This window comes from Corallococcus sp. RDP092CA (assembly GCF_041903675.1).
Lineage (GTDB): Bacteria > Myxococcota > Myxococcia > Myxococcales > Myxococcaceae > Corallococcus.
Genome location: NZ_JAYESI010000031.1, coordinates 38,405 through 59,435, shown reverse-complemented (window position 1 = coordinate 59,435; position 21,031 = coordinate 38,405). Strand labels below are relative to the sequence as shown.

Here is a 21,031-nt window from a genome sequence, read left to right as displayed (position 1 = left end):
CGTCCTCCTGACGCGTGCCTCCCCTGCTAGAGTCGGGTCCGTGAAGACCGTGTTCTGGCTGCTCATGTTCCTTGTCGGCCTGGCCGGCGTGGTGATTCCGCTCACGTACCTGTACACGGCCAGCAAGCTGCCGCGGATGGAGAGCGAGTTCGACGTCGAGAGCCAGCTGCGCCACCGCATCGAGGGCGACCGGATGAGCATCCTGGCCGGCCGGATGGACCAGGGCGGCCGGGAGCGCACGCCGGTGACGTTCGCGCGGCCGGACTTCTCGCGGCTGCCCAAGGACCTGGTGGCGCTCTACATCCGCCAGATGGACTGCCCCACCTACTTCCAGACGCCGCGCGAGGACGGGCGCGCGTGGGCGTGGCGCCTGTTCGCGGGCGTGACGCTGGGCACGTCGCCCCGGGGCGACGGCTCCTGCGAGCGTTGGCTGGCGATGCGCATCGCGCGGGAGATGGGCATCGAGGGGGACCTCCAGCTGTCCGTGGCGGCGCACCGGCTGCACGCGTTCTTCCAGAAGGACCAGCTCGTCGCCTACGACCTGGCCACCATCCGCTTCGAGCGCGGCGTCATCGGCGTGGAGGACGCGGCCCGCAAGCTCTTCGGCCGGGAGCTGGGCGACCTCCAGTTGTCGGAGCTGGCGGAGCTTCAGCTCGCGCTGCCGCCGTACGGCTTCTACGGCGACATCAAGGCGTGCAAGAACGCGAGCCTCATCCGGCAGAACCGCGACCTGCTGTTGCAGGACCTGGCGGGCTACGCGCTGGTGAGCGAGGAGCGCGCGCGCAACGCCATCGCGCAGCCGGTGGCGTGCCTGTCGGTGAAGTAGCGGGCGGTCAGCGCCGCACCTCCGGGGCACCTGCGCGAGCCAGCCCACCTCCAGCGCGCCCCACAGGCCCAGGAGGATGGCCTCCGCCGCGTCGTGGCGCAGCGAGGTGGGGCGGGGCGCGTGGGACCCGTCGATGACCCGTCGCGCGAGCGTGTCCGCGGCGTCTTTGGCTTGTGCGCCGCTGCGCTGCTCGCGCGCGTAGAGCAGCCGGTGGCGCCAGTCCTCCGCGGCCACGCGCAGCACGGGCAGGGCGCGGCGCAGGGCCTTGCGCTCCCAGACGTCCGCGATGGGGCCGCCGCCCTCCAGCACGAGCCACGCGAGCGGGGCCGTGTCCTGGAGCACGGAGGGCACCGCGCGCCTGAGCCGCGCGTGCGTGCCGCAGTTCTCGCAGCCGCCCGTCCTCACCGAAGCGCGCGAGCCCGCAGCGCGGCCCCAGGTCCACCGCGAGCAGCGCAGGGCCCATGGGGGGCGGGGCGGCTACGGGAGGTTGTCCCGCTCGAACTCGGCGAGCTCCGATTGGATCTGCGCCCGCTTCTGGGGCGTCGCGTCCGCGCACTGGTTCTGGAGCCTGGCCAGGTACTCGCGCATGGCCTTCTTCTCGGCCGGGGAGAGCTGCGGGCTCGCGGCGGCCCGCCTCGCGACGGCCTGGATCTTCGTCACGAGCGTGTCCTTGCTCTGGGGCTCGGTCCGCAGGGGAGGCGCGTCGGGCAGGTCGTCCTCCCGCGCGGGTCTGGGCGCTGATGGCCGGGTCGCCGTGACCGCGAGCACCTTGGGCGAGGAGGGCTCGGGCGAGGCGACCTTCGCGGCGGGCCCAGGCGCTTCCTGCACGGGAGGCGGCGTCTCCAGCACGGGCGCGGCGGCGACCTCCGGCGCGGGAGGTGGAGGCACGGGGTCGGCCCTGGGCGCGGGCGGCGGCTCTGGCGTCGCGGCGACGACGGGCGGAGGCGTCTCGCCACCTCCGCGCGTGGCGATGACCACGCCCACGGCGGCGAAGAGCACGGCCGCGCCGACGGCGATGGGCGCGAAGCGGCGCAGGGAGGACGTCTCTTCCTGCGGCACCACCAAGTCCTCCGGCGGGATTGGCGGCGGGACCTGGGTGGTGGGGCGGCGCGCGTCCGCGTCGCTGACGACGACGGCGGCCGGGGCGGCCGGCTTGGGCGGCGCGGGGTCGACGGGAGCGGGCGCGGTGGGGTTGGTGCGGGTGGCCCGCAGGGTGCGGCGCAGCTTGGACAGGTGCTGACGCAAGGCATCCGCGGAGTTGGGGCGCGTCTCCGGGTCCTTGGTGAGCATCTGGAGGATGAAGGCGTCCACGGCGGGCGGCAGGTCGGGGACGAACTCCGACGGCCGGGGCGGGCGCGCCTCCACGTGCTTCATGAGCAGGTCCACCGGGGAGCTGCCGATGAAGGGCAGCCGGCCGGTGATGATCTCGAAGGTGACGACGCCCATGGCGTACAGGTCCGTCATGGGGCCCACGGACTGGCCGCGGGCCTGCTCTGGCGCCATGTACTCCGGCGTGCCGACGACCATGTCGGTGCGCGTCTGCGCGGTGCGGACGGTGGGGCCTTCGCCGCGCTTGGCGAGCCCGAAGTCCAGCAGCTTCACGTAGCGCGAGCCGTCCGGCTGGCGCACGAGGAAGATGTTGCTGGGCTTCAGGTCGCGGTGCACCACGCCGGCGCCGTGCGCGGCGCCCAGGGCGGCGAGCACCTCATCCAGGAGGGTCAGGGCCTCCGGGACGGGGAGGCGGCCCTTCTCCGCGAGGATGGCGTCCAGCGGCTGGCCATCCAGGTACTCCATGACGATGTACTGGCGGCCGTCAGGGAGCTGGCCGAAGCCGAAGATGTCGATGATGCCGCGGTGGCGGATGGCGTTGACGGCGCGGGCCTCCGCGAGGAGACGGGCCACCTGTTCGGACGAGTGCGCCAGCTCCGGGCGGAGCACCTTCACGGCGACGCGCTTGCCGATGAGGGGCTGGATGCCATCGTAGACGAGCCCCATGCCGCCGACGCCGATGCGCGAGCGCAGCTCGTACTCGCCCAGCTTCAGGCCGATGAGGGGGTCGGTGATGGCGGTGGCTTCGCTGCCAGAGTGCTCCACGATGACCTTCGGTTCCGGTGGAGTCGGATGGAACGACGACAGCACGACGGTGCCGTCGCGAGGGCACACCGCCGTCTCGGACGGAACGGTGAGGCCGCAGGTTTCGCAGATCAGCTCGGAAGACGTCTCCACCATGGGGGAGCGTAACAGGTGAAATCCCGGGAAGCGAAGTGCCCGCCTGGGGATGCCGGGTAAGCGGACAGGCAGCTGCCCCCAGGTCTTGTTTTCTCACCCGCTGTTGTCGGACAGCGGGCGATGCGGTGGGTCAGGGCGTCGCAGGAAGGAAGTCGCAGTCCACGAACGCACGCGACTCGCCGGAGACGCCTGCGATGCCTCCGTCCGCTTGACCACCCGCGCCTCCTGGACCGGGCTTCAGGGCTGGGGCGGGATTCACCGTTCCTTGTGCGTTCTGGCACCAGACAGTGACCGAGGGACCGCCACCACCGCCGCCACCCCTGCCGCCATGACCGCCATTACCCCCGGGGCCGCCGTTTCCTCCAGCCCCGCTGATACTGGTGTATTCCGTCGTGGAGGGGCCCGCGTCGCCGGAGACCACCCGGGTGGAGGCTCCACCGGAGCCACCCGCTCCCCCCTGGCCTCCCATTCCACCTTCGCCGCCAGGGCCTCCTGCGCCACCGCCCAGGGTGCGGAGTGTGGTGGACCCTTCGAATGCTACTTGCGAGTCAATCACCAGCACTGCGATGGATGCGCCACCTCCACCACCGCCTTTACCTCCTGTACCTCCACAGCCACCGCCACCACCACCTCCGCCACCACCTCCGCTGGCGACCTGATCCGCTGCAGGTGGCAGGTTGCAGCTACCTCCGCCACCCCCTCCTCCTCCTCCGTGACCCGATTGGCCGGGCTCCCCGTTGGCGCCGGTCTGGTCTGCGCGCCAGCTTCCGTTGTACAGCTCGCCTAGTCCGCTGCCACCATCGGCGTCACTTCCCGCGTCGCCGTCCGCGCCACGAATGCCTGCGAGTCCGTCGGTGCTGGTGCAGGCGCAATACATGCTTTGCGCAGCGCAGGTATTAGGCGTCTGAGGACCGCCATCTCCTCCGAGAGTATCTGGCTCGCCGGCGTCTCCCGGGTCTCCCTCCTTCCGCTCGTAACCGCTCCCGCCCGGCCCCCCCTTGTAGGCGTTGGTTCCGACGCACGTCGCGCCCCCACCTTCGCCACCTACGCGTGTGTTCACACCGCCGTTCTTGCCAGCACCGCCGTCGGCGCCCGAAGCGGCCGGCTCGGCCGCTTCACCTGGTTTTCCAGGCCCCCCAAGACCCGCCTCCACCTGGACGTTCTGGAGTCGGACGCTGGCTTGTTCTAGTACCCGCAGCGCGATGGATGGATCACCTACCTTGGTTGCATCCGAGGATATGATCTGGACGCTGTCCAGCAGCACACCTGTGGCAGTGGAGGAGCGCACAGTGAAAGCCAGCGTACTTCCATTCAAGAGGGTGGGTGTGTCGCTCTTGAAGCGGCTCCAGTAGCGATCGCTTGGGCCGTTCCACCGGTAGCCACCATGCAACGACACCGGCACGGTCACCACGGTCTCTGGCTCGTCGTATGTCCCTACGCCCAGGTACACGTGCGTGCGTCCTGAACCTGGCCCTGCGTCCTGGATCAACTCAAGCGCTTTGCGCAGGGTCAGCAGCGGTGCTTTCTGGGTGCCGTCGTACGTGTCGTTGCCCCGAATGGGATCCACGAAGTAGCCGGCATCTGCCATGCCGTCCACGCCGTCACAGTTCAGGTCCTTGCCCTCAAGATCGGGCTCGTCTGTCGTTGAGACCGGCTTGCAAGGGGGCTCTGGCTCCACGACCTCACCGCCGTCCTTCACATCGCAGCGTCCCGCGTCCCGGCACTTTTCGTAGGCCGTGTCGAAGTCCTGGCAGCCGCCCATGCCGAGCACCGCACCGAACACCGCGCTCAGCGCGCCGACCTTCCAGAGGTTCCGCATGGTTCTCTCCGAACTCACTGCCACGTTCCGGCCAGGCTCAAACCACCGCCCTGCGGCGTGAGCGTCACGGTCGGCTGAACATTCGTCTGCTTCACCGGCAGAAAGTACATCAGCGCGCCCGCCGCGATCGCCGCCGCGCCCACGCCGATGCCCACCACACCCAGCGTCTGCGCGCGCTTGCCGGAGTCCCTCACGTCCTGCCCGTTGGGAAGTGGCTCCTTGCCTTGGTTCAGCTGGTTGTACTTGCTGCGCGACTGCACGAAGAACACCGTCCCCGCGCCCGCGAGCACCACGCCGCCCGCCGCTGGCACCCAGGCCCACTTTCGCCGTCCCGACGTCTCCACCTTCGGCGTGTCCGTGAGGTCCATCTGGCTGGGCGGCTGCACCCCCGGCGTCAGGTCCGGCCCCGGCACCGGCTGCTTCTCTTCCGGCGTCACGTTGGGCGTCTGCTGCGCCACGGGCGGCGTCACTGGCGGCGGCGCCACCGGCTCCGGACGCAGCACGCGCAGCGTGATGGGCACCACCTCGTTCAGCGACTGCGTGAGCGCATCCATCACCTGGTTCTTCTTCACCTCCGGCACCGAGTGCTCGGTGAGCGGCGCACCGTCCCGCGCCGTGTAGACGCGCACCCCGGCCTTGAAGCCGCTGAGGTAGGGCACCACCTCCGTCACCATCACCACGTCCGTCTTCGCCGCCACGCCCAATGAGGCGATGCACGCGGGCTGCGTCCGCTTGCAGAGCGTCATCGCCGCGCGCTGCTTCCTGGGCAGCGTGCGCGTGACGTCCTCCACGCGGACCACCTCCAGGCCCCGGGCCTTGAGCTGCTCGGCCACGTGCTCCTGGGCGAGTCCAACGAGATAGCGCGGCGTGCCCCGCGCCACGTCCGTGGGGGCCAGCAACACGGTGACGGGCTTCGCGGAGGAGGGAGGCGCGGGCGCCTGGGCGACCACCAGGGTGAGCGCGGTGAGGAAGGGGATCAACACGGGAGCACTTTCTCCCTGACCCGTCCTCCTCGCAAGGTCAGGATTCGCTGACCCAGGTGGTGGGACAGGGCCCCACCCACCCGGGGGTGCCCCCGGTGTCCTGCGTCAGTCGCCTCGCGCCGCCGAGGGCTACCGGCGCGGACGCTCGGGCGGCGGGCGGATCTGCGTCTTCTCCGACGTGTTCAGCTCCGTCCTCGGCCGGTCGTCGTCCTCGTCCTCATCATCCGAGGGCGGTGGAGGAGGACCCGGCGGACGGCGCGTGGGCGTGGCACCCGCGCGCAGCGTGTTGGCCGCCGACGCACCCGGACGCGCGGGCGGCGGCCGGCGCGGGGGCGGGGTGTGGCGCGCGGGCGGGACCTCCGCGAGCAGGTCCTCGGACACCTGCACCAGCGGCTCGGAGGCCGGTGATGCCCGGGTGTCCTCCTGCTCCGCGAACGGGTTGCGCGTGGGCGGCGGCGTCTTGTCGTCGTCCTCCGGCGGCGGCGGCCGGGGCGGCGTCGAGGGCCGCAGCGCCGGCGCGGCCTTCACGGGCGGCGGCGCGGCGGCGGGCTTGGGCGCGGGCGCCGCGGGCTTGGGGCCGGAGACCGGGCCGTCCGGGGCCGCGTTGCGGAGCACCTGCTCGAACCGGGCCCAGTCCTCCTTGAAATGCGCCGGGTCCGGCAGCCCCTGCTCGCGGTGCTTCAGCGAGGGGGCCCAACGCAGGGTGTATGCCTCGCCCACGTGGAAGGTGGGCGGGGGCGGCACGCCGTAGGTGGCCGGGTCGAAGAAGGCGTCATCCAGGTCGTCGAAGCCGTACGCGCGCGCCTTCTGGATGAAGTTGGGGATGATGCCCGTGGGCGCGTGGTAGCCCAGGATGTTGCCGTGCTCGTCCTTGGCGACGGGCGTGAAGACGAAGATGTCCTGCGTGCGGTACTCGCCCTTCTCCGTGAGGGGCAGCACCTCCGACAGGGCGATCGTCTTGCGGCTGCCGTCGTGGAGGCGCTCGCAGCAGATGACGAAGTTGATGGCGCTGGCCACCTGGGCGCGCACGGCGACCATGGGCAGCTCCACGGACGACATGAGGCACAGGGACTCGATGCGGCGCAGCGTGTCCGTGGGCGTGTTCGCGTGCGTGGTGGCCAGCGAGCCGCCGTGGCCGGTGTTCATGGCCTGCATGAGGTGGAAGGCCTCGCCGCCGCGCACCTCGCCCACCACGATGCGGTCGGGGCGCAGACGCAGCGCGGAGTGCAGCAGGTCTCCCATGTTGATCTCACCCTTGCCGAACTTGTCGGCGGGGCGGGATTCGAAGGCCACGATGTGGGACTGGTTGAGCTGGAGCTCGGCGGAGTCCTCGATGGTGAGGATGCGCTCCTCGTCCGGGATGAGGGACGAGACGATGTTGAGCAGCGTCGTCTTGCCGGAGCCCGTGCCGCCGGCCACCAGCATGTTGAGCTTGGTGGCGATGCCGGCCTCGATGAGGCGCGCCATGGGCTTGGTCAGCGACTTGAACTTCAACAGCGAGTCGATGGTCAGCTTGTCCTTGAAGAACTTGCGGATGGAGATGGTGGTGCCGTTGCGCGCGATGGGCGGAATCACCACGTGGATGCGGCTGCCGTCGGGCAGGCGCGCGTCCAGGCGGGGGCGCTCCTCGGACAGGGGGCGGCCCACGAACTGGGCCATGTTGCGCGCGGCGCCGAGCAGCCCTTCTTCGGAGAAGGAGGCATCCGTCTTGATCAGCCGGCCCTTGCGTTCGATCCACACGTCGGTGGGGCCGTTGATCATGATTTCCGACACCGACTCGTCGTCCAGGTAGGCGAGGACGGGCTTGAGGAAGGCGCGGAGTGACTCGGTGTACATCGTCATGGCGGGCATGAGGCTAGCGCGCCCGGGCCCCGGCCCCAAGCTCCTGCCCTGATTGCCTGCTCGCTTTCCGGTGCGGCGTTCCGGCACGATGCCGGCCAGGGGTGGCCCTCCGCCCTCCGCTTCCGAGGAAGGGGCTCCAGCCCATGCGCGGTCCCTGGTGGTGCTGCCTGGTGTGCTGGCTTGGGGGATGCGCGTCTTCCGCCCCACTCGACCCGGACATCGTGAGGCCCGAACCCGGGGCTGCCTTCCTGGAGGAGCTTCCAGGCCCCCTGCTGGGACCCTTCGAGTCGTCCTCGGATGCGCTCCTGGCCGCGTGCGGGAAGATCCTCTCCAAGCCCCACGCAAGCGCGGGCCGCCCGGATCATCCCAGCTTCAGCACCCACTGGCGCGTCTCCAGCGAGTACTGCGCATGGGTGTACTACACACCGGGACATCAGTACGTCGTCAGCCGGCTCACCGACCAGTCGAGGGTCGATCCGGTGCAGCGGAGCAAGAGCTGCCTGCTGCCCTCCCGGGTCGTGGATGCGCGGTATCCCGCCGACGCGCTCCGCTACGTCTACGCCCTTCACAACCATCCCTATGGGAGCGCGCTGTCCTCGAATGACCTGCGCTTCATCGTTTCCGAAGGGCGTGCGCATGGCTTTGAAACCGAGACGAAGGCCGGACGCGTGAGGCTCTCCATCGTCGCCTTCTTCTCCAACACCGTCGAACCGGCCTCGTGTGATGGCTTCCACCAGTACATCCCCCTCACGGGGCAGTTGCTGAAGTGGACGCGCACTGCATCGGCGGGGTGGCAGTGCGAGCAGACGGGCCGTGTCACGTGGCACGATGCGGAGGCATTGGACTTCACGATCCAGAAACTCCAGGGCCCCTGTCTGAGAGGGGCAGGGCCATGAGGCGACTGCTGCTCGTGGGCGCGGTCCTGGGCGTTGGCTGCTTGCGGCGCGAGGCGAATCCGTCCGATTCGCTGGCGGGGGAGGACCGCTCCATCGTCTTCCCGGAGATGTACGCACGAGAGGCGCTGGAGGTTGGAGCGCCGGGGCAGCCGTACTCGTTGGACGGAAGCCTGGCTCGGGCCCTGGTCGTGGCGGCCGATGACTTCCTTCCCCGCAGGCAGGAGGGGCGGTCCTGTTGGAGCAGGAGGGAGGCCCATCGCTTCCGCATCCTCCGTGAAGGAGACATCGTCTTCATTCGCATGGACCTGGACCCGAGGGCCTGTGAACCCGGAGGGCTGCTGCTGGACGGCGGTGCCTCCTACGCGGTCCGACTCTCCGATGGCCGCATCCTGAGGCGGCTTCACGATGGAGCGCCCGACGGGCAGGGGGCTCCTGGAGGCCCCGATGCGGGTGTGTCCGGCGTTCCCTCGGACCCGTCCATTCCCGTGGGGGATACCTCATGGGGAGAGCCGCTCCCTTCGTTCCCATCCCAGTGGCTGGACGCTGGCAGCCCCGCACCCTGAGCGGTCCGCCTCGCCGTGCAACGTTCGCCGTCCGGCACCCGGATGCACACGGTTTCGCCCCGGAGCGCGGGGCCCTGGTCTAGGGTGCGGCCCCACGGAGGGACGCAATGAGCCTGGCGGACGGGTTGCCCGAGGACTGGAAGCAGGTGCTGCATGACGCCATCCACGCGCCGTCGTTCAAGGAGCTGGAGACGTTCTTGCGCAAGGAGCGCCAGGAACACACCGTGTTCCCGTCGGAGGAGGACCTGTTCTCCGCCTTCCGCCTCACCCCCTACGCGGACGTGCGCGTGCTGCTGTTGGGCCAGGACCCCTACCACGGCCCGGGGCAGGCCCATGGCCTCGCCTTCTCCGTCCAGCCCGGCGTGCCGCCACCGCCCTCGCTCGTGAACATGTTCAAGGAGCTCCAGAGCGACGTGGGCGTGCCGAAGCCCCGCGATGGGTCGCTCATCCCCTGGGCGAAGCAGGGCGTGCTCCTGCTCAACACCGTGCTCACCGTGCGCCAGGCCTCCCCCAACAGCCACGCCAAGCACGGCTGGGAAGCCTTCACCGACGCCGTCATCCGCGCCGTCAGCGCCAAGGAGGACCCCGTCGTCTTCCTGCTCTGGGGCACGCCCGCCAAGAAGAAGAAGGCCCTCATCGACGCGAAGCGCCACATCGTCCTGGAGGGCGTGCACCCCTCGCCGCTGTCCGCCAGCAAGGGGTTCTTCGGCAGCAAGCCCTTCAGCACCACCAACGCCGAATTGAAGAAGCACGGCCAGCACACCATCGACTGGGAGCTGCCCTCGTAGGAGCGTGTTGGGTGGGTTGGCTATAGTGCCCGCCCACGATGGCCACCTCCCTGCACGAAGACGCCGCACGCACCCAGGCCGCGGAAGCCGTCGCGGCCATCGAGTCCCAGACCTCCGCCGAGGTCGTGGTGGCCGTGCGCCGCGCCTCCAGCCCCTACGCCCAGATCGACGCCCGGCTGGGCGCGGCCGTCGCCTTCGTCATGCTGGGGGTCCTCCTGTTCATCCCGCAGGAGGTCCACCTCTTCGCCTTCCCGCCTGTCGTGCTCCTGTCCTACGTGGCGGGCGCGATGGGTGGCCGCCTGCTGCCATCGCTGCGCCGCGCGCTCACCCCGCGCAAGCTCCAGGAGGACTCCGTGCGCACGGCCGCGCGGGCTGCCTTCACGGAGCTGGGCGTGACGCACACGTCGCGCCGCACCGGCATCCTGGTGTTCGTCTCCCTCTTCGAGCGCCGCGTGGAGGTCCTCACCGACTACGGCGTGGACACCTCGCTCATGGGCGCCGAGTGGCAGGACGCGCTCACGCAGCTGTCCGCCGCGCTGACGGCGTCCACCGCGTCCGAGCCCTTCTTCCAGGCCCTGCGCCGCCTCCAGGCACCGCTGGCCCGCGTGCTGCCCCGCCTGGAGGATGACGTGAACGAGCTGCCGGACATGCCCGGAGCCGTGGCGTGAGGGGCTCGCGTTCCGTCCTCCTCTTCGTCGCGCTGCTCGTCGGGCTGGGCTTCGCCTCGCTCCCCGACTCCGAGGCGCGCCCCGGCGGCGGCAACAGCTACCGCGGTTCATCGAGCAGCCGAAGCTCGTCGGGCAGTCGCAGCTCATCGACCAGCCGCAGTTCGTCCAGCAGCCGGAGCTCGTCGTCCTCCTTCGGCTCCAGCAGCAGCAGCAGCAGCCGGTCCTCGTACAGCTCCGGCCCCCGCTACTACGGCTCCAGTGGCTCGTCGTCCTCGTCCTCGGACGGAGGGGGGACGTTCGGGAGCATCTGCTTGCTCATCATCGTCCTGGGCGTGGTGGCGATCGTGCTCACCAACCTGCGGGCCGACCTGGAACAAGAGGACTGGAGCACCGTCGCGCCCCAGGCCCCGCCACCGCCGCCCCGGCGGCAGGGCTCGCTGCGCACGAAGCTCGCGGGCCTGGCCCGCGTCGGGCCCAAGGGGTCGGACGGGTCGACGCAGCCGCTGGATCCGGAGTTCTCCATCGTCCTCTTCGAGGACTTCGTCTACTCGCTCTTCGCCCGCGTGCACGAGGCGCGCGGCGGCGACCGCCTGGACACGCTGGGCGGCTGGCTGTCCGACGGCGCCATCGCGTCGCTCCACGAGCTGGGCACGCCGGACGCGGTGAAGGCCGTGGTGGTAGGCGCCGTGACGTACGAGTCCGTGGAGGGCGTGAGCGCGAGCAGCCAGCGAGTCCGCGTCGCCCTGCGCTTCGAGGCCAACTACACGGAGGTCTCCTCCGGCTCCGCGCAGAGCTGGTACGTCGCGGAGGAGTGGCGGCTGGAGCGGGACGCGTCCGCGAAGTCCCGGCCACCCGAGGACGCTCGCGCGTTCAAGTGCCCGAGCTGCGGCGCGCCGCTGGAGAACGTGCACGGCCACAGGTGCTCGTACTGCGACACGGTGGTGAACACCGGTGAGTTCGACTGGGTGGTGACGCGCGTGTCCTCGCTGGAGCGCGAGCGGCGCGGTCCGCAGCTCACCGGCACCACGGAGGAGGAGGGCACGGAGCTGCCCACCCTCAAGGACCCGCGCGCGCAGGAGCGGTTGAACGCGCTCCAGCACGACGACCCGGAGGCGACGTCGCTGGCGCTGCGCAAGCGCCTGGAGTTCATCTTCCACGAGATGCAGACCGCGTGGGCGGCGCGCGAGTGGAAGGGCATGCGGCCCTTCCTCAGCGACAACCTCTTCCAGACGCAGCTGTACTGGATCAACGCCTACCGCCAGGCGGGCCTGCGCAACATCACGGAGAACGCGCGCATCACGAACCTGGTGCTCGCGCGCGTGACGCGGGATGCGTACTACGACGCCGTCACCCTGCGCGTGTTCGCCTCCAGCCTGGACTACACGGTGAGGGACGCGGACGGGCAGGTCGTGGGCGGCAGCCGCTCCCGGGAGCGCGCCTACAGCGAGTACTGGACGCTCCTCCGCGGCCGGGGCGTGCAGGGCAGGCCCTCCACGGAGAAGAAGTGCCCGTCATGCGGCGCGCCGCTGTCCATCAACATGGCGGGCCACTGCACGCACTGCCAGGCGCGGGTGACGTCCGGTGAGTTCGACTGGGTGCTCAGCCGCATCGAACAGGACGAGTCGTACCAGGGCTGAGCAAGGGCCCCTTCAACTGGCTGCCCTTCAAGCAGCGCTCCACGCTGCGCGAGCTCGTCATCCCGTAGCGCCAGGGGCCCGCATCTCCCCGGGACATCCCCGTCGGGGACATTAGGATGCGGTGCATCATGACCGCACCCTTCCTCGCCGCCACCGTCGTTGAACCGCTGGAACCCGGGCGCTACCGCTCGCGCTACGAGGCGGCCTGGTATCAGGGCCGGGGGGCCTACGGCGGCGTGGTGGCGGGACAGGTGCTGCGCGCGCTGGAGCATCACCTCAATGACGCCAGCAGGCCGGTGCGCTCGTTCACCGTGCACTTCTGCTCGCCCGCGGCGGAGGGCGTGGCGGACCTGCACACGCGCATCGAGCGCGCCGGCAAGCTCGTCACCCACGCCACCGCGCGGGTGGAGAGCGGTGGCGCGGTGGTGGCCGTGGCCACGGCGACCTTCGGCGCCGCTCGTGGCGGCGCGCCCGAGTACATGGACTTCGTCATGCCGAAGGTGCCCGCGCCGGAGGCGCTCGCGCCCGTCCCCGACGACATGCCCATGCCGGACTTCTGCCGCTTCTTCGAGTACCGCTACTGCGTGGGCTCGGCGCCGTACTCGGGCGGGCCCGAGGCGGAGGTGGGCGGCTGGCTGCGGCCTCGCGTCGCCACGGCGCTGGACGCGCCGCTGTGCGTGGGCTTGATGGACGCGTATCCGCCGTCCGTGCTGTCGCGGCTGGATGGCTTCCGCGCGGCGGCGTCCGTGGACCTCAGCGTGCAGTTCTTCCAGCCGCTCCCGGTGGCGGGCATCGCGCCGGACGCGCACTACCTGCGCACCGGCCGCTCGCGTCAGGCCGCGGACGGCTACACGGAGGAGACCCAGCTCCTCTGGGCACAGGACGGCACCCTGCTCGCGCAGTGCCGCCAGCTCGTCGCCGTGCTCGGCTGAAATCGCCCACCACCACGCGAGGCCGCTCCAGCCGCCACCGCACCGCCGCGGAGCCAGGTGCAGGGACGCGACCTCCAGGCCGTCTCCCGCGGCGAGCGTGGCGACGACGTGGCCCTTGTCCACGCGCGTCTCAGGCGGCGAGCTGCTTGCGCAACAGCCGCGTCAGCTCCGCGGGGTCCACCGGCTTGGGCAGCAGCTCCGCGCCATAGCGGATGGCCACGGGCAGCAGGTCATCCAGCTCCGAGTGGCCGGTGAGGAAGATGAACGGCGCCCGGCACCCCTGTAGCTCGCGCATGGCGGCGAGCACGTCGGAGCCGCTCATGTCCGGCATGTTGTAGTCGCACAGGATGGCGGCGATGCCGGTGAGGTCCAGGTGGAACGCCTCCGAGGGCGACTGCACCGTGAGCACCGTGTAGCCCTCGGCCCGCAGCGTGTCTCCCACGGTCGCGAGCACGAAGAGGTCATCGTCGATGACCAGCACGGTTGGCATGGGCGGTCCTCCAGCGCTCGTCCGGCGCGGCGATGCGACCGAGTGTAGCCGAGCCCGCCCCTCCGCGCGCCACGTCCCGCCGTCCAGCGCGCCGGGGTCGGACCCACCCACGTCGTCGCGTGTGGGCGCGGTCCAGGCCCGCGGCCTTCAGTGTTTCGCGGCCGTGACGGGAGACGGGATGAGGATGAGCTGCTCCTGGGGTGGGTTGAGGTACTCGGCGCCGGTGTCGGTGACGACAGCCATCTCCTCCACGGAGAGGATGCGCAGCGCGTCCGGGCTGCTGCCGTCCTTCCACGCGAAGAAGCCGTCGAAGGCGAACACCTGACCGGGCTGGAGCTTGCGCAGCGCGGAGCCCGTGGGCGGCTTGCCGGACGCCGCGCCGGACAGGGCGGGGCCGGCGTCATGGGCCCAGTAGCCCACGGCATGGCCGGTGCCCCACATCACGGGCTCGGAGCCCGCCTCGCGCATCCAGTCGCGCTGGGCCTTGTCCACGTCGTAGCCGCGCACGCCGGGCTTCATCGCCGCGAGCGCGACGCGGCTGCCCTTCTTCGACTTCTCCCACTTCGCCAGCGCCTCCGCGGGAGGCCGCGTCTCTCCCGGCGCCAGCACGTAGGCGAAGCGCTGGATGTCCGTCACCCACGTGCCGCCCACGCGGATGCCGAAGTCCGTCTGGATGAAGTCCCCCGGCTGGATGACGCGGTCGGTGGCGTTCGAGTGCCCGCGCGTGGGCCCGCTGTTCACGTTGGGGTTCTGGTCCGGCTGCCACCCGTCCCCCACGCCCAGCTCCGCGATGCGCCGCTTGAGGAAGCGCGCCACGTCCGAGTCCCGCGTCTTGCCGGGCACCACGGTGCGGTAGGCCTCCTCCTCCAGCTTCGCGGTGAGGTCCGCGGCCTTGCGCATGATGTCCACCTCCTCGGGAGTCTTCACGGACAGCCACTCGGAGACCAGGTCCTCGGAGGACACCAGCTTCTTGCGCAGCGCGGGGGACAGCGCCGCCTCCAGCTTCGCGCGCTGCGTGGCGGACAGGCCGTCCGCGATGGACATCCGCTCCGAGGAGTTGATGGCCACCTTCGCCGGCTTCGCCTTGGCCAGGCGCGCGGCGATGAGCGCGTGGAGGTCCGCGCCGCGCTCGAGGGCCACCACCTCGTCCACGACGCCCATGTCCCGGAGCGCGGTGGCCTCGCCCTCGGGGGAGAGGGCGGTGGAGCGCAGCGCGTCGCCGTCGCGCAGGAACAGGAACGCGGCGGTGCCGCCGGCGTTCTCCCCGCCCACGTGGCCGGCGAGCGGGTCGTTGTCGTTCTCGCGGCAGAGCACCACCCACGCGTCCACGCCCGCGCGGGCCATGGCCTGGGGCAGCAGCTTCTGGAGGCGCTCCTTGCGCACGCGAGGCCAGGCCCCCTCCGCGGCGGGCACCGCGGGCGCCGCGTGGGCGAGGGAGGCAAGCAGCAGGGCGGAGAGGAGCACGGGCCGGACGCGCGTCGTCATGGAGAGGCGTTCCTTCGGGTGGGAGAGCGCGCGGATTGTTTCACGGCCTCGCGGCGCGACAACCCACCGGCCGTGCAGCGCGCGGACGCTTCACCGGGAAGTCCCTGAATCAAGAGCCATGGCCGGGACGTGGGCCTGTCCTTCGACGGACGCGCGCCTGCCCTCCGGTCGCGGACGCGGATGGCTGTCTGTCATTGCGCCGGGACCTCCGGGAGGGCGCGCAGGACGCCAGGGCTTGCGACCGTGCGCGTCGTCTCCAACCCCCGGAGTCGCACATGCACGTGGAAGAAACCAACGCCGCCGCGGAGTCCGCCCTGGGCGCCGAGGACCGGGAGCTGCGACGGCTGATGCTCCAGGCCCAGGTGTATGCGCCGCTGACGGAGGCCGTGCTGCGCGGGGCCGGCCTCAAGCCCGGCATGCGCGTGCTGGACGTGGGCTGCGGCGTGGGGGACGTGTCCTTCCTCGCGGCGAGGCTGGTGGGCCCCACGGGCGAGGTGGTGGGCGTGGACCGCGAGGCCCGCGTCCTCGCCTGCGCCCAGCGCCGCAGGGAGGCGCAGGACGTGGCCCACGTGCGCTTCCAGCAGAGCAGCCTGGAGTCCCTGCCCGTCGGCGCCCCCTTCGACGCCATCGTCTGCCGGCTGGTGCTGATGTTCCAGCCGGACCCGGTGTCGTTCGTCCGCCGCATGGCGGAGCACCTGCGCCCCGGCGGCGTGCTGGCGCTGCACGAGCTGGAGCTGGCGGCCATGGGCCTGATGCACCCGAAGCTCCCGCTGTTCACCCGCATCTGGAGCTGGATGCTGCCCACCTGCGAGCGCGTGGGCATCAAGGTCCACATGGGCCTGGAGCTGGTGTCCACGCTGCGCGGAGCCGGGCTGGTGGTGGCGGACGGCGTGGTGGGCGGACGGCTGGGCGTGACGCCGGACGCGGACCCCACGCACGCCCTGGTGGAGACCGTGCGCACGCTCCTGCCCCACATGGAGCGGCTGGGCGTGGCGATGGCCATGGAGGTGGACATCGACACGCTGACCGACCGCCTCACCGCCGAGCTGCGCTCCCACCGCGGGGTGCTGGTGCCCAGCCTCATGGTGGGCGTCTGGGGCCACCGTCCAGGCCCCGTCTAGCGCGGCCGTCTTCGCACGACTTCACGAGCGGCGGGGGAGTGGGTCGCTTAGAGTGGTCCCATGGCAAAGACGGCACCCCGCAAGTCCCCCGCGAAGGCGAAGAAGCAGCCCGCGCGCCCTGCCGCGCCCGCGAAGCGACCGGCCCGGCCGGTGAAGGCGAAGGCGGAGAGGGTGGAGCCCCGCCGCACGCCCGCGTCGTCCCCGAAGCCCCCCGTGCTGGAGGCCGAGCCCGTCTTCGACGCCGGCCCCGTGGCCGACCCCCGCGAGGCCGCGCCCAGGGGCCTGCCCGCCGGTGAGGCGAAGGGCCGGGTGCTGCCCTTCGAGATCGACCCGGCCCAGTTGGAGGCCGGCTTCCAGAAGCTGCGCGGCGAGCTGGTCCACTGGACCAACAAGGGCCGCTACACCAAGGTCCGCTTCAAGTTCCGGGGCAAGCAGCTGCTGCCCGACCTGCCCCTGGCCGCCGTCGTCGCCGCGGAGGGCCTGACGTTCTACTGGGGCGGCATCCTGCGCATGCTCGTGGCCAACGTCGTGGGCAAGAGCGTGCTGGAGGTGGAGCTGGTCAACGACGCGGACAAGCGCGTCCAGGCGGGCCGTGAGGCGCTCCTGTCGGGCGACGTGGACCAGGCGCTCGCGCTGTTCCGCGAGGCGCTCGCCATGGACCGCGACAACGCCGCCGCGCACCTCAACGTGGGCGTCGCGCTGAAGCTGCGCGGCGACCGCGAAGGGGCGCTCGCCGCGTTCGAGGCCGCGAAGGCCCGGGACCCCGACGGCGGCGTGGGCGCGGAGGCCGAACGGCTGGCCGCGAACCTCCGCCCGAAGGCCTGAAGACAGGCCCGGAAACGGCCTGCGGTGGGGCTGAAAACGCACCGCCCGGATGTTCCCTCCAGGTGCCCCGGAGAGGCCCTCCCAGACCCCTGGAACCGGGCGGGCGGGCAGCCGGGGCGAATCCCCCCTGTTTCCCTTATTGACTGAGGGAAATCCAGGGGTTACGAACACTCTCCCATCGGGCGGAGCCCCCCTCGCGCGGGGCCCGTCCGCACCTTCCAGAGCCCATGGCTGACGACACCACCGACACGCCGGCAACGCCCCCCGCGCCTCCTCCGTCGAGCGGCGCCGGGGAGCTCATTCCCATCAACATCGAAGACGAGATGCGCCGGTCGTATCTCGACTACTCGATGTCCGTCATCATCGGCCGCGCGCTGCCAGACGTGCGCGACGGCCTGAAGCCCGTGCACCGTCGCGTCCTCTTCGCGATGAACGACCTGGGCAACCTCCACAACCGCGCCTACAAGAAGAGCGCGCGCGTGGTGGGTGACGTCATCGGTAAGTACCACCCGCACGGCGACGCGTCCGTCTACGACGCCATGGTGCGCCTGGCCCAGGAGTGGAGCCTGCGCTACCTGCTGGTGGACGGCCAGGGCAACTTCGGCTCCGTGGACGGCGACTCGCCGGCGGCCATGCGTTACACGGAAGTGCGCATGGAGCGGCTGGCGGAGGACCTGCTCGCCGACATCGACAAGGAGACCGTCGACTTCGGGCCCAACTACGACGACTCGCTGGAAGAGCCGCTCGTCCTGCCCGCCAAGTTCCCCAACCTCCTCGTCAACGGCAGCAGCGGCATCGCGGTGGGCATGACCACCAACATCCCGCCGCACAACATGACGGAGGTCATCAGCGGCACGCTGCACCTCATCGAGAACCCGGGCTGCACGGTCCTGGACCTGATGGAGTTCATCCACGGGCCGGACTTCCCCACCGCCGCCATCATCACCGGCCGCGAGGGCATCCGCCGCGCCTACGAGACGGGCCGCGGGGCCATCACCATCCGTGCGCGCACGGAGATTGAAACGAGCAAGAAGGGCGACCGTGAGGCCATCATCGTCACGGAGATCCCCTACCAGGTGAACAAGGCCCGGCTCATCGAGAAGATCGCCGAGCTGGTGCGTGAGAAGAAGCTGGAGGGCATCAGCGACATCCGTGACGAGAGCGACCGTCAGGGCATGCGCATCGTCATCGAGCTCAAGCGCGATGCCATCTCCCAGGTGGTGCTCAACAACCTCTTCTCCATGACGCAGATGGAGACGACGTTCGGCGCGGTGATGCTGGCCATCGACGGTGGGCAGCCGCGCACGCTCAACCTGAAGGAGCTGCTGGACCGCTTCATCGCGCACCGCCGCGACGTGGTGACGCGCCGCTCGCGCTACGAGCTGCGCAAGGCGCTGGCGCGCATGCACATCGTGGAGGGCCTGCTCGTCGCGCAGGACCTCATCGACCTGGTGGTCAGCCTCATCCGCGCGTCCCGCGACCCGGACGAGGCCCGCTGGGGCCTGATGCACATCCTGTCGCCGGAGCTCTACACGCGCGAGCGCTTCCAGAACCTGGAGCGCATCGACTACGCGAAGGCCCAGGCGCAGATGGAGCTGCTGGTCAGCCGCGCGCGCAACGAGGAGCCGGCCTACGGCGGCCTCGAGCACAAGTACGAGGGCGCGGGCTTCAGCGAGGACCAGGCGCAGAACATCCTGGAGATGCGCCTCCAGCGCCTCACCGGCCTGCAGCGCGAGGAGCTCTTCAAGGAGCTCATCGGCCTGGTGCGCGACATCGCGCGCCTGCGCGACATCCTCGCCAACGAGAAGAGCCTGCTCTCCGTCATCCAGGCGGAGCTCCTGGAGATCCGCGAGCGCTACGGCGACAAGCGCCGCACGGAGATCACCGGCGCGGTGGATGAAATCACCAGCGAGGACCTCATCGCGGAAGAGACGATGGTGGTCACGCTGTCGCACACGGGCTACGTGAAGCGCTCGCCGCTGTCGGAGTACCGGGCGCAGAAGCGCGGCGGGCGCGGCAAGACGGGCGCGGGGACGAAGGAGGACGACTTCGTCACCAAGGTGTTCGTGGCCAGCACGCACGCGTACCTCATGCCCATCACCACGAAGGGCAAGCTGTACTCGCTGAAGGTGCACCAGATTCCGCAGGGCAGCCGCACGTCGCGCGGCAAGGCCATCGTGAACCTGGTGCAGTTCGGGGAGGGGGAGCGGCTGGCGCAGGTGCTGGTGACGCGCGACTTCCCGGAGAACCGCTACGTCTTCTTCGTCACGAAGAAGGGCGTGGTGAAGCGCACGGACCTGAGCGCGTTCGAGAGCGTCCGCGCCAGCGGCATCATCGCGCTGGGCATCGACGAGGGCGACGAGCTGGTGGGCGTGATGATCACCGACGGCACCAAGGACATCCTCCTGTCCACGGCCGCGGGCATGAGCATCCGCTTCAAGGAAGAGGATGTGCGCTCCATGGGCCGTCAGGCCTACGGCGTGAAGGGCATCACGCTGGAGGAGGGCGACGAGGTGGTGGGCGCGGACCTCCTGGACAAGGAGCCCGAGGAGGGGCAGGCGCCGGCGGAGCAGAGCAGCGCCATCCTCACGGTCACGGAGAACGGCTACGGCAAGCGCACGGAAGGCAGCGAGTACCGGCAGCAGGGCCGCGGCGGCAAGGGCATCATCGACATCAAGACCACCGAGCGGAACGGCCGCGTGGTGGGCGTGGTGCAGGTGAAGGACAGCGACGAGGTGATGCTCGTCACCAACGGCGGCATGCTCATCCGCATGAAGGTGAAGGAGATCTCCGTCATCGGCCGCAACACGCAGGGCGTGCGCCTCATCGCGCTGGAGAACGGCGAGGAGAAGGTGATGGCCATCTCCAAGCTGCCGGAGGGCGAGGAGTCCGAGGAGGAGACGGAGTCCACCTCGCCGGTGGAGGCGTCCGGCGCCGCGGCGTCCTCGGAGGCCGCGCCAGTGGAGGAGGCCGCTCCGGCGGGCGCTCCCGGCTCGGAGGCGCCGGCGGGCTCTGAAGGCGAGCCCGGCTCGGAAGGCTGAGGCCTGAAGGGCTGGCAGCACGGGAGGGCCGGGCACGGGTCGCGCGGGATGCGCGCTCCGGGACCCGGCCCTCTTCGTTGGTGCGGCGGAGGCTCCTTCCGGGGGCGGTCCTTGGGCACCTGGAGTCCGGCGGTGGGCTCATCCCTCCAGAAGATGTTCGTCACCCACCAGCGCTGGCCGTCGTTGAAGCGCTGGGGGCTGTTGACGCCCTTGGTGATGAGCGGCCCACCCTGCGCGCCGCGCGCCTCGTCGGTGCTCATGACCTGCACCAGGCCGCCGAAGGCGTGCGATCTCAGCCGTGCGTGGCGGTGGCCTCCTGCCCCACGTCACGTCGTCGTCCGGGGGATGGCGCGGGCCGCCAGCGTGGTGGCGCCCCGGGGCTTCGTCAGCGGGATGCGCTGGGCGCCCGGAGGGAAGAGGGAGCGGAAGCGCTGCCAGTCGCGGGGCGCCCCGGCGGGTCCGCTGATGACGTCGTAGAGGGCCTTGAGGATGGCATCCAGGGACTTCACGTCCTCGGGCCTCGCCGGACGCAGCCGGGCGAGCGCGGCCTGGGTGCGCTCCGCGGCGGCCTTCAGCGGGTTCGGCTTCTGCGGAGCGGCGGGGGCGGCCGAGGCCTGGGGCTGTGGCGGAGGGGCGGCGGGGGCCTGGGCGAAGGACGTGGCTCCCAGCAGGACGGCCCAGGCGATGAGCAGGCGCGACATGGGGACTCCCGGAAGAGGGAGGCGCGGGGTGGGAGCCTGGCCTCGTGACGGGAAGCGCCGTGGGCGCTTCGGGGCGCATGTCCGTGGAGGACACCCCAGCCGGTGCATCCTCGGGGCGCCGCGCGTCCGGCAGTCTCCAGGGTCTGCGCCCGGTGCTTGGCCCGGCCGGTGCCGCACCGTAGTGT

15 protein-coding genes are annotated in these 21,031 nt (G+C 70.9%); 9 read left to right on the top strand and 6 right to left on the bottom strand.

The annotated features are described in order from the left end of the window. Positions 1-40 precede the first annotated feature (40 nt). Positions 41-826, top strand: coding sequence for a transglycosylase domain-containing protein (locus U8525_RS27305; protein WP_374269527.1), 786 nt, complete (start codon positions 41-43; stop codon positions 824-826). 477 nt (positions 827-1,303) lie between these two features. Here U8525_RS27305 and U8525_RS27300 read toward each other — a convergent pair whose 3' ends face one another. The 3 genes from U8525_RS27300 to U8525_RS27290 all read right to left on the bottom strand — a co-directional run bounded on the left by U8525_RS27300 (position 1,304) and on the right by U8525_RS27290 (position 7,699). After that, entirely contained in the window at positions 1,304-3,055 is a 1,752-nt protein-coding gene (locus tag U8525_RS27300; RefSeq protein WP_374269525.1) for a serine/threonine-protein kinase, read from the bottom strand. Between the two features lie 1,833 nt (positions 3,056-4,888). Then, positions 4,889-5,857, bottom strand: coding sequence for a hypothetical protein (locus U8525_RS27295; RefSeq protein ID WP_374269523.1), 969 nt, complete (start codon positions 5,855-5,857; stop codon positions 4,889-4,891). A 129-nt stretch (positions 5,858-5,986) separates the two neighbouring features. Continuing rightward, on the bottom strand, positions 5,987-7,699 hold the full coding sequence (locus tag U8525_RS27290) for a CpaF family protein (protein ID WP_374269521.1): 1,713 nt from the start codon (positions 7,697-7,699) through the stop codon (positions 5,987-5,989). Positions 7,700-7,920: 221 nt separating this feature from the next. Between U8525_RS27290 and U8525_RS27285 the strand changes: the two genes are divergently transcribed. The 5 genes from U8525_RS27285 (at position 7,921) to U8525_RS27265 (ending at position 13,183) form a co-directional block, all read left to right on the top strand. After that, entirely contained in the window at positions 7,921-8,595 is a 675-nt protein-coding gene (locus tag U8525_RS27285) for a hypothetical protein (RefSeq protein WP_374269520.1), read from the top strand. A 670-nt stretch (positions 8,596-9,265) separates the two neighbouring features. Next, positions 9,266-9,946 carry a uracil-DNA glycosylase gene (locus U8525_RS27280; RefSeq protein WP_374269519.1) on the top strand — a complete coding sequence of 227 codons (681 nt, stop codon included), beginning with the start codon at positions 9,266-9,268 and terminating at the stop codon, positions 9,944-9,946. A 38-nt stretch (positions 9,947-9,984) separates the two neighbouring features. Then, positions 9,985-10,614, top strand: a complete 630-nt coding sequence (locus U8525_RS27275) for a TPM domain-containing protein (protein WP_374269517.1) — start codon at positions 9,985-9,987, stop codon at positions 10,612-10,614. Continuing rightward, positions 10,611-12,251, top strand: a complete 1,641-nt coding sequence (locus U8525_RS27270) for a TIM44-like domain-containing protein (RefSeq protein ID WP_374269515.1) — start codon at positions 10,611-10,613, stop codon at positions 12,249-12,251. The genes U8525_RS27275 and U8525_RS27270 overlap by 4 nt, the downstream gene beginning before the upstream one ends. Positions 12,252-12,379: 128 nt before the next feature. Next, on the top strand, positions 12,380-13,183 hold the full coding sequence (locus U8525_RS27265) for an acyl-CoA thioesterase (protein ID WP_374269514.1): 804 nt from the start codon (positions 12,380-12,382) through the stop codon (positions 13,181-13,183). 130 nt (positions 13,184-13,313) lie between these two features. Here U8525_RS27265 and U8525_RS27260 read toward each other — a convergent pair whose 3' ends face one another. Both U8525_RS27260 and U8525_RS27255 read right to left on the bottom strand, forming a co-directional pair. Then, the gene (locus U8525_RS27260; RefSeq protein ID WP_374269512.1) at positions 13,314-13,673 is read right to left on the bottom strand and encodes a response regulator; all 360 of its coding nucleotides are present in this window, start codon (positions 13,671-13,673) and stop codon (positions 13,314-13,316) included. Between the two features lie 147 nt (positions 13,674-13,820). Then, the gene (locus U8525_RS27255; RefSeq protein WP_374269510.1) at positions 13,821-15,158 is read right to left on the bottom strand and encodes a M24 family metallopeptidase; all 1,338 of its coding nucleotides are present in this window, start codon (positions 15,156-15,158) and stop codon (positions 13,821-13,823) included. 275 nt (positions 15,159-15,433) lie between these two features. Here U8525_RS27255 and U8525_RS27250 point away from each other — a divergent pair, with 275 nt between their 5' ends. From U8525_RS27250 to gyrA, 3 genes are all read left to right on the top strand, one after another. Then, positions 15,434-16,279, top strand: a complete 846-nt coding sequence (locus U8525_RS27250) for a class I SAM-dependent methyltransferase (RefSeq protein ID WP_374269509.1) — start codon at positions 15,434-15,436, stop codon at positions 16,277-16,279. Positions 16,280-16,339: 60 nt separating this feature from the next. After that, entirely contained in the window at positions 16,340-17,104 is a 765-nt protein-coding gene (locus U8525_RS27245) for a tetratricopeptide repeat protein (RefSeq protein WP_374269507.1), read from the top strand. Positions 17,105-17,331: 227 nt separating this feature from the next. Next, entirely contained in the window at positions 17,332-20,145 is a 2,814-nt protein-coding gene (gyrA, locus tag U8525_RS27240; RefSeq protein ID WP_374269506.1) for a DNA gyrase subunit A, read from the top strand. Between the two features lie 326 nt (positions 20,146-20,471). Here gyrA and U8525_RS27235 read toward each other — a convergent pair whose 3' ends face one another. Beyond that, positions 20,472-20,846, bottom strand: coding sequence for a hypothetical protein (locus U8525_RS27235; protein WP_374269504.1), 375 nt, complete (start codon positions 20,844-20,846; stop codon positions 20,472-20,474). Between the last annotated feature and the right edge of the window lie 185 nt (positions 20,847-21,031).